8 protein-coding genes are annotated in these 14,854 nt (G+C 49.7%); 6 read left to right on the top strand and 2 right to left on the bottom strand.

The genetic code is table 11. The features are described 5' to 3' along the window. Positions 1-36: 36 nt before the first annotated feature. Positions 37-579, bottom strand: a complete 543-nt coding sequence (locus NQ544_RS01385; RefSeq protein WP_006847723.1) for a phosphatidylglycerophosphatase A family protein — start codon at positions 577-579, stop codon at positions 37-39. Positions 580-1,194: 615 nt separating this feature from the next. Here NQ544_RS01385 and NQ544_RS01380 point away from each other — a divergent pair. Both NQ544_RS01380 and NQ544_RS01375 read left to right on the top strand, forming a co-directional pair. Then, positions 1,195-3,798, top strand: a complete 2,604-nt coding sequence (locus NQ544_RS01380; RefSeq protein ID WP_006847726.1) for a DUF5686 and carboxypeptidase-like regulatory domain-containing protein — start codon at positions 1,195-1,197, stop codon at positions 3,796-3,798. A gap of 87 nt (positions 3,799-3,885) precedes the next feature. Continuing rightward, a complete protein-coding gene (locus tag NQ544_RS01375; RefSeq protein WP_006847727.1) occupies positions 3,886-4,524 on the top strand; it encodes a helix-turn-helix transcriptional regulator in 639 nt (212 codons plus the stop codon). Between the two features lie 459 nt (positions 4,525-4,983). On the opposite strand, the gene NQ544_RS01370 is transcribed toward NQ544_RS01375, so the two are convergent. Further along, positions 4,984-6,135, bottom strand: a complete 1,152-nt coding sequence (locus NQ544_RS01370; protein WP_006847729.1) for a GNAT family N-acetyltransferase — start codon at positions 6,133-6,135, stop codon at positions 4,984-4,986. Positions 6,136-6,308: 173 nt separating this feature from the next. Between NQ544_RS01370 and NQ544_RS01365 the strand changes: the two genes are divergently transcribed. The 4 genes from NQ544_RS01365 to NQ544_RS01350 all read left to right on the top strand — a co-directional run bounded on the left by NQ544_RS01365 (position 6,309) and on the right by NQ544_RS01350 (position 14,821). Beyond that, entirely contained in the window at positions 6,309-7,676 is a 1,368-nt protein-coding gene (locus tag NQ544_RS01365) for an MATE family efflux transporter (protein WP_006847730.1), read from the top strand. 49 nt (positions 7,677-7,725) lie between these two features. Beyond that, positions 7,726-12,165 (top strand): acyl-CoA dehydratase activase-related protein, encoded by a 4,440-nt coding sequence (locus NQ544_RS01360; protein ID WP_006847731.1) that lies wholly within the window; start codon positions 7,726-7,728, stop codon positions 12,163-12,165. A 162-nt stretch (positions 12,166-12,327) separates the two neighbouring features. Next, entirely contained in the window at positions 12,328-13,269 is a 942-nt protein-coding gene (locus NQ544_RS01355; RefSeq protein WP_006847732.1) for a serine O-acetyltransferase, read from the top strand. Then, positions 13,253-14,821 (top strand): THUMP domain-containing protein, encoded by a 1,569-nt coding sequence (locus NQ544_RS01350; protein WP_006847733.1) that lies wholly within the window; start codon positions 13,253-13,255, stop codon positions 14,819-14,821. Before NQ544_RS01355 ends, NQ544_RS01350 begins: the two co-directional genes overlap by 17 nt. Positions 14,822-14,854 lie beyond the last annotated feature (33 nt).

Here is a 14,854-nt window from a genome sequence, read left to right as displayed (position 1 = left end):
TCTGTTTAAGAATTTGTTTCTTTAAGAAATGCCAGACTAGATGATTCCAGCCGAAACCAGTATGATTTTGATGATGATTAAAGAAACGGCTGCATAGAAGCCGCCCAGCAGATCATCAGCCATCACATAGAAGGCGCCCTGCCTGTTATCCAGTTTCTTGATGCCCAGCGGTTTCACCATATCAAAGAAGCGGAAGAGAACAAGTGCCACCAATGCCCACCACCAGGCATCTTTCACTTCGCCCTGTGCCGTAAGCGGGGTCAGCAACGACAGGGGAATCCACACGCCAGCCATCTCATCGATGACCACACGGCTGGGATCCTCGCCCCAGTAAGGCTGCAACTGCGCTGTTGCCCAAGTGCCCAGAATGGTAGAAACAATAACGAGAAAGAAGGTGATACTCTGCAGACTCTCACCCGTAATGCCGAGTCCGTAAGCCAGGGCTGCCCAGATGAGGGTTGCCAATACAGAGCCAGCCGTTCCCGGTCCCCAAGGCCAGAAGCCACTGCCGAAACCGGTTCCTATGATGACGGGCAGCAAAGGAGGCCGCTCGTCGGTAAGATTTCCCTTGTTATTCATTCTCTTGATGTTTAATAAGCCCGCAGAAGGGCGTTTCTTCTTTAAATTTCAGTGTGCAAAATTACGCTAAAAAATTAAATTAACCAAATAGTTTTCTTATATTTTTCTGAATTTCATCAGATATTGACAGATAAACAGGTGAAATAGAGCAATATGAAGGAGTTTTATACCACTCAGGCTCGCACGGCGAAGAGCAAGAACAGGCAGCAGAAGGAACTGTATGGAAGCCTTTTTCTGAAAATCTCATAAAAAACTGAAATAATGAATAGGTTTTTGCGTCTATTTACGAATAATGTTATAACTTTGCATCCTGAAAGCCCCAAAAGCTCCTGGAAGCAGCACGCCCTGAAAGGGCAGAAGCTCCTAGCCCAGGGCAACGCCCTGGGTATAATGGCAATTAGCAAGGCGCCCTGTAAGGGCAAAAGCTTTGTATATTGCTCGGTATTTTAAAGCTTTTGCCCTTACAGGGCGACAGGTTTGCGTCCGTAATTACCCAGGGCGATGCCCTGGGCTAGGAGCTTCTGCCCTTTCAGGGCGTGTGGAGCTTACTTGCGGTTTAGATAATAAATTAAATCATGGGCGGAGAGCCCCTATATATATAATAAGGTATAAAAAATGAAAGGTATTAAAAAGTTGTATTTTACAGTCATCCTTCTGATGATTTCTACGCTTCAGATGATGGCTCAGCAGAAGATAACAGGCCGTGTCATCGATGACGACGGTTTTGCCGTACCGTATGCAAGCGTGCAATACAAAGGACATAAAATTGCGGTTTCAAGCAACGGAGAAGGTAAGTTTACCATTGATAAGAAGCCGGGACTCATGCTCACCGTAAGCGCACTGAGCTACAAGAGCACATCGGTGAAGGTTGACGAAAAGACCAACTTTCTGGAAATCAAACTGAAAGACGATACGCACAAACTTACCGAAGTGGTGGTAAAATCGAAAAAAGGCCGCTACAAACGTAAGGATAATCCTGCCGTAGAACTGATGCGGCGCGTGATTGCTGCCAAGAAAAAGAGCGATCTGAGCAACCACGACTATGTGCAATATGATAAGTATCAGAAGATTACGCTCGCGCTCAACGACCTGAAGAAAGAGCAGTTGGAGAGCAAGTTCTTCCAGCGCCGCCAGTATCTCCTCGACCAGGTAGAAACCTCTCCGTACAACGGAAAGCTCACCCTGCCTGTCAGCATCGACGAAACGGTTTCACAGCATATTTACCGCAAAGATCCGAAGACCGAAAAGGACATCATCAAGGGTCAGCAAAGTAATGGAATCGGACAGGTCATCCAGACCGGAGAGATTCTCAACACCGCCCTGAAAGAGGTGTTCACCGATGTGGACATCTACGATGATTACGTGCGCCTGCTGCAGTATCCCTTCCCATCTCCTATCGGCAGAACAGCCATCAGCTTCTACCATTACTACATCGAAGATACGGTGTATGTAGAAAGAGACCTGTGCTACCATCTGCAGTTTATCCCAGCCAACAGCCAGGACTTCGGATTCCGAGGCGAACTCTATGTGCTTGCCGACAGCAGCCTGCACGTGAAGAAATGTAACCTCTACATGCCTCACAACAGCGATGTAAACTGGGTTACTGACATGAAGATTGAACAGGAGTACACCAAGCTCGACAACGGCGAGTGGGTGCTCACTAAAGACGATATGATAGCCGAACTGCACGTCAACAAGCTCCTTCAGGACCTGCTGGTGGTGCGAAACACGCGAATCACCGATTATGCCTTCGATGCCTTGCCGAAGCAGCTCTTCAAGGGCAAGGCGAAGATCAGGCACGATATGGATGCGATGAACCGCGATGAGGCTTACTGGAACAAATACCGGCAGGTGGGCCTCACGAAGAGCGAATCGTCGATGGACAGCTTTATCCACCGCATGGAGAACTCCAAGGGATTCAAATACATCATCTTCGGTGTGAGGGCCCTGATGGAGAACTATGTGGAAGTGGCTCATACCAAGGGCAAGAAGGTAACGGTGAAAGACAGTCTGGGTGTTGAAAGAGACAGCATCATCAACGACCGCCGCAGCCTCTTCGACCTGGGACCTATCAACACGTTCCTCTCCAACAACTACGTAGACGGTGTGCGCCTGCGTCTGGCGGGCAGAACGATGGCTGCCCTCAACCCTCACTTCTTCTGGGATGGTTACGGCGCCTACGGTCTGAAGAGCAACAAGTGGTATTACGGCCATGTGCTCACCTATTCGTTCAACAAGAAGAAAAACAGTCCGTTCGAGTTCCCGATGCGCAAGCTTACCTTCGAGCTGGGGCATGATATTACATCTCCATCCGATGATAACCTGCTGCACAACAAGGACAACTTCTTCATGACCCTCCGTGCCACCACGCAGGACCAGATGTATCAGTATCATCGCCAGAAGGTGACCTTCACCTACGAAACCGACTGGGGCTTCCGCTTCGACACCAGCCTCCGCTGGCAGAGCAACCGCACCGTGGGCAATCTCCACTACTACAGGGTGAGCGACGGCGAGGAAATACGCAAGATACGCACCACAGAGGCAAGTGTAGGCTTAGATTACAACCCGGGGGTCACCTATGTCAACACCAAGCAGCAGCGCCTGCCAATCAACCTCGACAGTCCTGAAATCTCGCTTCGCCACACCATGGGCTTAGACGGATTCATGGGCGGCCAGTATCAGAGCAACCTCACCACGCTGGGCATTTACAAGCGCCAGTGGCTGGGAAGCTTCGGTTATATGGATTTCAACATCGTGGGCAAGGCGCAGTGGAGCAAAGTGCCTTTCACCATGCTCATCCAGCCACCGGTCAACCTCTCTATCTTTGAGCAGGAGGCAACCATCAGCATGATGAAGGACTGGGAGTTCCTGAGCGACCGCCAGCTGTTCTGGTCAGTAGCCTGGGATATGAACGGCAAGCTGCTCAACCGCATTCCGCTCATCAAGAAGCTGAAGTGGCGTGAATATGTAGCCATCAAGGGTGTTTGGGGCGATTTGACCAGCAAGAACGACCCGAGCAAGAACCTCAATGATGAGAAGCTCTTCAAGTTCCCTACCAACTCCTATACTTTTGGCAAGACGCCATACTGGGAGTTTGTAGCCGGCGTGCACAACATCTTCAAGTTCTTCGGAATCGATTATGTTCGCCGCCTCAACTATTATGACCATGCAAACATTTCAAAATGGGGCATCCGTATGGGCTTCCTCATGTCATTCTAATAAGAAAAAAGATGCCTTGATGCAGTATTTTTACTGCATCAAGGCATCTGCGTACATATATAAACTACATATAAGAGAGTAAACACAATGAAGATTCTATTAGCAGACAAACAGGACATCACAAGAGCCGGATTGAGCTATGTGATCAGTAAGATAGAGGGTTTGGAAACCCGGACCATCGAAGACAAGGCAGACCTGATGCTTGCCTTAAAGGAGAATGAGGATACGGTTGTAATACTCGATTACACCCTTTTCGACATCAATGATGCTGCCGAATTACTTATTTTAAACCAGCGTTTCCCATACACGCGCTGGCTACTGTTCAGTGAGGATCTGAGTGCCGATTTCGTGAAGATTCTCATCGCCAGCAGTACGCAGTTCAGCGTATTGCTGAAGGAGTGTTCGCTAATGGAAATCAAGGAGGCGATACGTTTTTGTGTGGCAAGCAACCGTTTTGTCTGCCAGCGCATGATGGAGGTTCTTCTGGCTCCGAAACAGGAGGAGCAGGAGAAAATCAACCTCACCAAGACCGAGACAGAGATTCTGAAGGACATTGCGCTGGGAATGACGACGAAAGAAATAGCCGAGAAGCGCTTTTCCAGCTTCCATACGGTCAATACCCACCGCAAGAACATCTTCCGCAAGCTGGGCGTAAACAACGTTCACGAGGCAACGAAATATGCGCTGAGAGCCGGTTTGGTTGATTCGGCAGAATATTATATTTAACTTCGGTTACTGAAGTTTCGCATGTGGTTCAAGTACGGGCTGAAGGCCCAAAAGCTCCTAGCCCAGGGCATCGCCCTGGGTATAATGGCAATCAGCAAGGCGCCCTGTAAGGGCAAAAGCTTTGTATATTGCCAGGTATTTTAAAGCTTTTGCCCTTACAGGGCGACAGGTTTGCGCCCATAAACACCCAGGGCGATGCCCTGGGCTAGGAGCTTCTGCCCTTTCAGGGCGTGCTGCTTCCGGAGTTTGTGGACCTTCAGCCCGTTGCTTGAACGGGCATGAGAAAGTTTAGCATTTTACATTTTCTCAACCGGAAAGCTATGAGTTGCTAACCGGAAAGCTATGGGTTGCTAACCGGAAAGCTATGAGTTGAGAACCACAAAACTATGAGTTAGTTTTTTTAACTTTTTAGCCCATTTTCTAGCTTTTTTACCGCTAAACGGCTCAAAACAGAGACTTTTAAATCTTCTTCTTATAGCAGCGATGACGGCGATGCTGTTCACTCTCCAGATACTGCCACTGGCTCTGAACACCGGTATTGGTCTCCATCTGCGGCATTGCCTCAGCCCATTTAAAGCCATAACGTCGATACTGCTCAATCAGATCGGCAAAAATAAGCGCGTTGGCTCCCTTCTTGCGATATTCCGGAAGAACACCTATCAAGAGCAAATCTACCGTATCCGTCTTGTGCCACTTCAGAACCTTCAGCACCTTCAGCCAACCCGTAGGGAAAAGCTTGCCATCGCCTATCTCGCGCAGCGCATCGGTAAACGAAGGGAAGGAAACACCAAAGGCAACCAGCTTGTTGCCAGCGTTGCCATCCACTACACCCGTTACCAGGTTCAAGTCAGCCTTCTTGATATAAGTATTTACATATTCATCTATCTGCTTCTCCGTAAGCTGCTGGAAATCATAGAGATTCTTGTAAGTCTCGTTCACGATTTCGAACACCTTCCTGCCCATTCCTCCCGAGGTCAGTTCCTGGCGGGTGAACTTATGAACATGCAGATTATATCGGCTCTCTATCATCTGGGCAGTCTTGGCAAACTTAGCCGGCGTCACTTCCGGAATCCTGATGCGGTACTCCAGCCAGTCGTTATCCTTCTCATAGAGCGGATAACTCTCCAGATGCGTCTTATAATAAGGATAATTGTAATTGATATACATCGTAGACTTCCGGTCGAAGCCCTCGATGAGCAAGCCTTCACGGTCCATATCCGTAAAGCCGAGCGGACCTACGCATTCGTTCATTCCCTTGCTCTTGCCCCAGTTTTCTACCGCGCGCAACAAGGCACAGGAAACCGCTACATTATCCACGAAATCAAACCAGCCGAAGCGAACCTGCTTCTTGTTCCACTCTTCGTTGGCACGATGGTTGATAATGCCAGCAATTCTACCTACGATACGAGCCTCGCTGTCAACCGCCAGGAAGTATTGAGCCTCGCAGAATTCGAAGGCAGGATTCTTCTTTGGGTCCAGCGTATTCATCTCATCGAAACGCAAAAAAGGAATGGCAAACTTATGGTCTCTGTAGAGATCATAATGAAACTGAATGAAGGTTTTCAGCCCTTTTTTAGTCGTTATCGGTATGATTCTTATCTCATCATTCATTAGTATATTGTTTTATGTATATATATTCAATTGCGGTGCAAAAATACAATAAATTTATGAATAATGCAACTCTTTTCTTATAAATTTATAAAAGTTTGTTCATAATTGTCCAACTTTGTGGATATTTATGTACCTTTGCAGGATAAAATGCCCCAAAAGAGCATCATAAAGTAATGAAGAAAGAGAAAAGAGACAACTATACGTTCCTCACACATGCCCCTGTGCATCATGTGATTTTCACGATGGCCATACCAACGATTATCAGTATGCTGTCGACGAGCATGTACAACCTCGCCGACACTTATTTCGTGGGCAGCATCAACACGCAGAGTGTGGCAGCGGTAGGCGTTTCCTTTGCAGCAATGGCTGTGATTCAGGCGATTGGTTTCTTCTTCGGTCACGGAGCGGGCAATTATGTTTCGCGCCAGTTGGGCGCCAAGCATACGGAAGAGGCACAGAAGATGGCAACAACGGGCTTTGTGCTGAGTTTTCTTACCGGTCTCCTCATCGCCATTCTGGGTCATCTTTTCCTCACTCCGCTCTGTCTTCTGATGGGTTCTACGCCCACCATTCTTCCTTATACAGAGCGCTATCTGGGCATTATCCTGCTGGGTGCTCCCTTTATGACCACCTCGCTTACGCTGAATAATCTGATGCGATTTCAGGGCAATACGATGTATGCGATGAAAGGCATCATGTCGGGTGTGCTGCTCAATCTGATTCTGGCTCCTCTGCTCATTCTCTACTTCCAGCTGGGCATTACCGGAGCCGCCGTAGCCACCCTCACCAGCCAGTGTTTCGGCTGCGCCATGCTCTTCTGGATGACGCATAAAGGCGAGAACATCCGCATCCGTCTCTGCAATTTCACCCCTACCCGCGCCTTTGCCAAGGAGATTATCTTCGGCGGAACCCCTTCGCTGTCAAGACAGGGACTGGGAAGTATCGCTACGCTGATGCTCAATGTGGCAGCAGGTGCGTTTGGCGATGCAGCCATTGCGGGCATGAGCATCGTTACCCGCATCTCCTTCTTCACCTATGCGATGGTCATTGGTCTGGGTCAGGGATTCCAGCCGCTCTGCGGATTCTGCTACGGTGCCAAACTCTATGGGCGCGTAAAGGAAGCCTTCTTTTTCTGCATCAGATGCGGCACGGTTTTCCTCAGCGTCTGTGCCCTTCTCGGCTTCATCTTCTCAACTTCCATCATCAGCATCTTCCGCGATGATGCAGCGGTTGTAGCCGTAGGTTCGGTGGCTTTGCGATGGCAGGTGCTCAGTTTTCCGCTCGTAGCCAGCATCGTGCTCACCAACATGCTGATGCAGACCATCCGTAAACCGGTGAGAGCCAACATCGTAGCGGCAGCACGAAGCGGACTTTTCTTCATTCCGCTCATCTTCATCCTCCCCTATTTCTTCGGACTGCTGGGCGTGGAGATGTGTCAGATGTGGGCAGATTGCTGCTCGTTTGCCGTTGCGGTTCTGATAGCCTGGAGCGCTTTCAGGGATATGAGAAGAGAGCAGATGGAACTTGGGAAAAGCCACTAGAAGATAAGAAGATACTAGAAGATAAGAGAAAATACTTGAGATAAGAGAAATGGAGAAGATTTATTACATAGGATTGGACGTTGGTTCTACGACAGCCAAAATAGCCGTTATCGACAGCGATAACCGGGTAATTTACTCAAAATACGAACGCCACAACGCTCGTGTCAACGAACTTGTGTCGCAATATTTCGATGAGATTTTAGCCCTTACCGGCGATGCAGAGGCAAGAATCTGCGTAACGGGAAGCGTAGGAATGGCTACTGCCGAGCAGCTCCAGGCGGAGTTTGTACAGGAGGTGGTGGCTGCATCGGTCTATGCCCGTACGGCTCATCCTGAGGCAAAGGCGCTCATCGATATTGGTGGCGAGGACGCGAAGGTTATCTTCTTCAAGGAAAACGGAAATATGGAACTGCGCATGAACGGCAACTGTGCCGGCGGAACGGGTGCTTTCATCGACCAGATGAGTGTGCTGATGGGCGTAGAAAACCTGAAGATGAGCGAGTTGGCGATGAAGGCAGAACACGTTTATCCGATGGCTGCCCGCTGCGGCGTGTTCGCCAAGACCGACATCCAGAACCTGATGGCGCGCAATCTGCCCGAAGCAGATATTGCAGCCAGCATCTTCCATTCCATCGCCGTACAGACGGTGGTAACGCTTTCTCACGGCATCAGTTTCGAGGCTCCTATCCTGCTCTGCGGCGGTCCGCTGACCTTTCTTCCGGCTCTCCGCAAGGCTTTCTGCGAATATCTCCATCTCTCTCCAAACGATTTCATCGTATCAGAAAACAGCAATCTCATTCCGGCTCTGGGCTGTGCTTACCGGGCTAAATCGGCAGATTCTGCAGCCTCAGTATCTGCCCTCAGAAGCCGGATGAAAAAAGAAATACAAACGGAATGGACCAGCAGTCTGCTGCCTCTGTTCAAGAATGAGAAAGAGCACCAGGAATGGCTCAAATCAAAGGCGAAATTCGCTACCGAAACCCAACCGCTGAACAAAGGAAAACAGCAGGTTGTGATTGGTATTGACTCGGGCTCTACTACGACGAAGATTGTTGCGGTAAGGGTGAATGCGGAGACGCCTAGGGGAGATATTGTCTTTACCAATTACCGCCTGAATCTGGGAAATCCAATCAAGGCAGTAGCGGATGGACTGAACGCCCTGAAGCAGGAAGCTGCATTGCGAGGCGCTGAACTGGAAATCGTAGGCTCCTGCTCTACAGGTTACGGCGAAGAACTCATCAAGGCGGCTTTCGGCCTCGACAGCGGCATTATAGAAACAATGGCGCACGAAAGAGCTGCTGCCTCACTCATGCCTGACGTGAGTTTTATCCTGGACATCGGCGGACAGGACATGAAGGCTATCTTCGTGGAGAAAGGGGCTGTGGTGCGCATGGAACTCAACGAGGCGTGCAGTTCGGGCTGCGGAACATTCATCCAGACCTTTGCCAACAACATGGGTTATTCTGTAGGCGATTTTGCCCAACTCGCCTGCCAGTCGAAGGCTCCCTGCGACCTGGGAACCCGCTGCACCGTCTTCATGAACTCGAAGGTGAAACAGGTGCTCAGAGAGGGCGCATCTGTTGCTGATATTTCTGCCGGAATCTCTTATTCGGTCATCAAGAACTGTCTTTATAAGGTATTGAAACTCCATGGTAATGAGAACCTTGGAGGCAAAATCGTTGTGCAGGGTGGTACGATGAGAAACGATGCGGTGGTAAGAGCATTTGAGTTACTCACCCATACAGAAGTGGCACGAAGCAACATGCCTGAACTGATGGGCGCCTACGGCTGTGCCCTTCATGCGGCGGCAGATTACAAGCATCGCACATCTGCAGAAGACGAGCACCCTGCCTCATCAAGAACCATCGATGAGCTGCAGAATTTGGCTCATTATGAAACCAAGCAGCTGCAATGCAAAGGCTGCGAAAACCATTGTTATGTTTCCCGCTACACCTTTGCCGGCGGCAACCGATTCTACTCCGGAAACAAGTGCGAGCGTGTATTCAACAACAAGGGAGCAAACGGGGAAAAAGGCAAGAATATCTACGAATACAAATATAGTTTACTCTTTGATAGAGAAGAAGTTAACCCACTTGACGTTGTAAAACACAACGTCAAAGTAGGCATTCCTCGCATCCTCAACATGTACGAGGAATATCCGTTCTGGAATGCGCTGCTCCGGGCAGCAGGATTGGGCGTGATTCTCTCTTCCGATTCCACTTTCAGCCAGTATGAAGGAGCCTTGAATACGGTGATGAGCGACAATATCTGCTTCCCGGCTAAACTGGCTCACAGTCATCTGAAGGAACTCAACGAGAACCCGAAGGTTGACCGCATCCTCATGCCATACGTGGTTTATGAACATAATGACGACCCGAAGAATACGCTGAACAGCTTCAACTGTCCGGTCGTTTCGGGCTACAGCGATGTCATCAAGTCGGTCATCAATCTGAAGAAACCAATCGATACGCCCGTCATCAACTTTGCCCAGCCTAAGGCGCTGGAAAAGCAGATTACCGATTATCTCAAGCAACTGGGAGTAAGCAAGAAGGCTGCCCATAAAGCGCTGAGAGAGGCCCTCTATGCTCAGGCAGTATATGCAGCTGAGATTAAGAAACAGGGCTGGGAGATTCTGAAGCCAAACAAGGGACTTACGATTCTACTGGCGGGCCGTCCTTATCATACTGACCCGCTGATTCAGCACAAACTGAGCGAGATGATTGCCAATCTGGGAGTCAACGTCATCAGCGAAGACATCGCCCGGGGTAATCTCTTTGCAGATTTCAAAGAATTCAATCTGGAGAACCTGGCGGCAGAAAGAAATGAGGCTGCATTAGCCAGCCAAGACAACAACGAAGCATACAACTGTCAGCCAGAGACTTATCTCGTGAAGCAATGGGCGTATATGAACCGCATTCTGAAGGCAGCGCAATGGGCAGCCGAACAGGGCGATGAGGTTCATTTCGTCCAGATGACCAGCTTCGGCTGCGGTCCTGACAGTTTTATCCAGGACGAGATTCGCGACATCATGAAGCGCCACAACAAGCCGTTCACGCTGCTAAAGATAGATGATGTGAGCAATATCGGCTCCCTGAAGCTCCGTGTCCGCTCGCTCATAGAAAGCCTGAAGGGAGTAAAGGAAGTGAAGAGTGAAGAACGAAGAGTGAAAAATTCAACAGCAGAAGAAATTCAACATTCAACACTTAACACTCAACATTTACAGCAGACCAAGGTATTCACCAAGCAGGATATTCATCGCAAGATTCTCGCTCCTTTCATGACCGAATACCTCACCCCTATCATTCCGCCTATCCTGAAACTGATAGGCTATGATGTTGAGGTACTTCCGATGAGCGATGAGGTAAGCGCCGAACTCGGCTTGAAGTTTGCCAACAATGAAGTCTGCTATCCGGCAACGCTCATCGTCGGCGACATCATCAAAGCCTTGAAATCAGGCAGATACGACCTGAACAATACGGCAGTAGTGATGAGTCAGACGGGCGGCCAGTGTCGCGCAACCAACTACGCCGGTCTCATCAAGCGTGCGATGATTTCCAATGGATTCCAGGATATTCCGCTGCTCACGCTCGGTGTAACAGCCTCAACAGGCGAAGCATCAGGCTCAACAGACGACAAGCAAGACTACAACGAGCAGGACGGATTCAATGTGCCTTGGCTGAAATACAGTCAGATTATCGTTACCGCCATTTTCTATGGCGATGCAATCAACGAGATGTACAACGCCTGCATCGTAAGAGAGCGAAAACCGGGCATTGCCAGAGAGTTGCGCGATAAATACATGCAGCTGATAGACGGACCTATCGCCCAGAATTCAGCCAAAGGACTCATCCGACTCCTGGAACAGGCAGCCGAAGAATTCAACCAGATGACCCTCGAAAGAGAACTGCCGAAGGTAGGAATCGTAGGCGAAATCTTCCTGAAGTTCAATCCTTTCGCCCACCAGTTCCTGGAGCAGAACATCATCTCGCGCGGCATTGAGGTGGTTCCGCCTCTGCTTGCCCCTTTCTTCCTGCAGGAATTTGTGAACGTGGAGATACAGAAACACATGCGGCTGAGTTGCACCAAAGTGCCCGATTTCATCATCAAGGGCGCTTATCAGGCGCTGATAGGCAGAAGATTGCGCCAGGTAAACAAGGCAGCCGGCAAGTTCCGCTACTTCCGTCCGTTCACCAATATCTATGATGATGCGAAGGACGTACAGGGACTGGTTTCGCTCGCAGCCCAGTTTGGCGAAGGCTGGCTTCTGCCTGCCGACATCGTAGGTTACATCCGTGATGGCGTGAACAACATCATCTCGCTCCAGCCTTTCGGCTGCATCGCTAACCACGTGATTTCCAAGGGTATCGAGAAACGTCTCCACGACCGTTTCCCTACACTCAACCTCGTATCGCTCGACTTCGATTCCGGTGTTTCAGAGGTAAACGTCACCAACCGACTACTCCTCTTCCTGGACAGCATCACAAAATAAGACAAGCCAGACCCATGTACGGTAAAACACTGTACATGGGTCTTTCCGTCTTTCATCCCTCAAAAAATCACTCTAAAAAATACAAAAAACCGTAGCTATTTCTTTGTCATTCAAGAAAATAATCGTATCTTTGCACTCAAATTTTATTGAGACATTAAGAAAATGAGTAAAGATACATTAACTCATCAGCTGACAGAGACCATCGAGGAGCTTTCGAGCGCCGAATCTATGAAGGGTCTCTTCCATCAGCATCGATACGGGAATCCACTTCCTTCGGGCAAGGCGCTCGAAGAAATCATCAGTTTGTCCCGTTCTATCCTCTTTCCGGGATATTTCGGCAATTCTTCGGTAAATATCTCAACCATCAAATATCATATTGGAGTAAGAGTAGAGAAACTCTATGAGATGCTGTCAGAGCAGATTCTCGCCGGTCTCTGCTTCGCCAACGACTGCGAAACGGAAACCCAGGCTGAACTGCAGCACCAGCGTGCCAAGGCAGGCGTGATTGCAGCCAAGGCAATCATGGAATTCCCGAGACTGCGCAAGATTCTGGCTACCGATGTAGAGGCTGCCTACGAGGGCGACCCAGCTGCCATGAGCCACGGAGAAATCATCTCCTGCTACCCGGTCATCAAGGCGATTACCAACTACCGCATCGCTCACGTGCTGCACGAACTGGGAGTGCCGCTCATTCCGAGAATGATGACCGAGCTGGCGCATTCAGAAACCGGTATTGATATCAACCCGGAGGCTACCATCGGCAAGCACTTCACCATCGACCACGGTACGGGTGTGGTGATTGGAGCTACCTGCATCATCGGTGACAATGTGAAACTCTACCAGGGTGTAACCCTCGGAGCCAAGAGTTTTCCTCTCGACAAGGACGGCAATCCTATCAAGGGAATCCCTCGCCACCCTATCCTCGAAAATGATGTCATCGTCTACGCCAATGCCACCATCCTCGGTCGCATCACCATCGGAGAAGGCTGCGTAGTGGGAGCCAACGTATGGGTTACCAAGGATATGAAACCGAAAACAAAGAAATATAAAAAAGAAAAACAAAGTTTATTAGATATAGAATTCAATAATGGAACAGGAATTTGAACTCATTGCCAAGACCTTCATGGGCCTCGAGCCTGTCTTGGCTGAAGAGCTCACCCAGTTGGGTGCCAATAATGTACAGATCGGTCGCCGCATGGTGTCTTTCACAGGCGACAAGGAAATGATGTATCGTGCTAACTTCCAGTTGCACACAGCCATCCGTATCTTAAAGCCTATCAAGCACTTCAAGGCGAGAAGCGCTGAAGAGGTGTATGATCAGATTCAGAAGATCAAGTGGGATGACATCTTAGACGTGAAGAAGACTTTCTCTGTTGACTCAGTAGTCTACTCAGAGGAGTTCCGCAACTCACGCTTCGTAACCTACAAGGTAAAGGATGCGATTGTTGACTGGTTCCGCGAGAAGCAGGGTACACGTCCAAATATCAGCGTATCTAACCCAGATATCCGCCTCAACATCCACATTGCAGAAGACAATGCCACCTTGAGTCTCGATTCGAGTGGTGAGAGTCTGCACCGCCGTGGCTACCGCCAGGAGCAGGTAGAGGCTCCTCTCAACGAGGTTCTCGCTGCAGGTATGATTCTGATGACCGGCTGGAAGGGCGAATGCGATTTCATCGACCCGATGTGTGGTTCAGGTACCATCGCCATCGAAGCTGCCCTCATCGCCCGCAACATCTCTCCAGGTGTATTCCGCAAGGAGTTTGCCTTCGAGAAGTGGAACGATTTTGACCAGGATCTCTTCGACATGATCTATAACGACGACTCTCAGGAGCGCGAGTTCGAGCACCATATCTATGGTTACGATGTTGACATGAAGGCTGTCAATACAGCTAATCTCAACGTTCGTGCTGCCGGTCTCAGCAAGGACATCACCATCTCACAGGCTGATTTCAAGGACTTCACCCAGCCAGCCGAGAAGAGCATCATCGTGATGAACCCTCCATACGGCGAGCGCATCTCTACCCCTAACCTTCTGAACACCTACAAGATGATAGGTGAGCGCTTCAAGAAGGCTTTTGCCGGCAACGAGGCTTGGGTATTGAGCTACCGCGAGGAGTGCTTCGAGCAGATTGGTCTGAAACCATCTATCAAGATTCCTGTATTCAACGGAAGCTTGGAGTGCGAATTCCGCAAGTATGTGATGTTCGACGGCAAGATGAAGGACTTCCGTTCTGAAGGCGGTATTGTGAAGACTGAGCGCGAGAAGAGCGAGATGGCTCAGAAGCACCGTTTCAAGAAGGAGCGTGAATTCAAGAAGCGTGTTAGCGAGGAGACTGAAAACGAGGAGGACGATATCCGTTCTTTCAAGTTCCATACTCACCGTCTGGAAGACTTCGAGAAGAAGCGTGCTGAGTTCCATAAGGGCGGCCGTTCACGTATCGGCGGCGGTCGACGCAATGATGACGACGATGACAAGCGTGGAAGCCGCAGCTTCAAGGGCGACCGCAAGGGTGGCCGTGACTTCGGTGGAAAGCGTTTCGAGAAAGGCGACAAGCGTGGTGGCTTCAAGGGCGACAAACGTGGTGGCCGTGATTTCGGAGGCAAGCGCGGAGGCAAGAAGAACTTCAGCGTTGACTTCGACGACGAGGATTAAAGACATATCGACCCATACGTCGTGTTTCACGAC

This window comes from Segatella copri DSM 18205, from assembly GCF_025151535.1.
GTDB lineage: Bacteria > Bacteroidota > Bacteroidia > Bacteroidales > Bacteroidaceae > Prevotella > Prevotella copri.
This window is presented reverse-complemented; position numbering and strand designations above follow the sequence as displayed.

Bases quoted from the DNA above. Each gene is read 5' to 3' on its own strand.
- NQ544_RS01385 (WP_006847723.1), bottom strand. From the start codon at position 579: ATGAATAACAAGGGAAATCTTACCGACGAGCGGCCTCCTTTGCTGCCC.
- NQ544_RS01380 (WP_006847726.1), top strand. From the start codon at position 1,195: ATGAAAGGTATTAAAAAGTTGTATTTTACAGTCATCCTTCTGATGATT.
- NQ544_RS01375 (WP_006847727.1), top strand. From the start codon at position 3,886: ATGAAGATTCTATTAGCAGACAAACAGGACATCACAAGAGCCGGATTG.
- NQ544_RS01370 (WP_006847729.1), bottom strand. From the start codon at position 6,135: ATGAATGATGAGATAAGAATCATACCGATAACGACTAAAAAAGGGCTG.
- NQ544_RS01365 (WP_006847730.1), top strand. From the start codon at position 6,309: ATGAAGAAAGAGAAAAGAGACAACTATACGTTCCTCACACATGCCCCT.
- NQ544_RS01360 (WP_006847731.1), top strand. From the start codon at position 7,726: ATGGAGAAGATTTATTACATAGGATTGGACGTTGGTTCTACGACAGCC.
- NQ544_RS01355 (WP_006847732.1), top strand. From the start codon at position 12,328: ATGAGTAAAGATACATTAACTCATCAGCTGACAGAGACCATCGAGGAG.
- NQ544_RS01350 (WP_006847733.1), top strand. From the start codon at position 13,253: ATGGAACAGGAATTTGAACTCATTGCCAAGACCTTCATGGGCCTCGAG.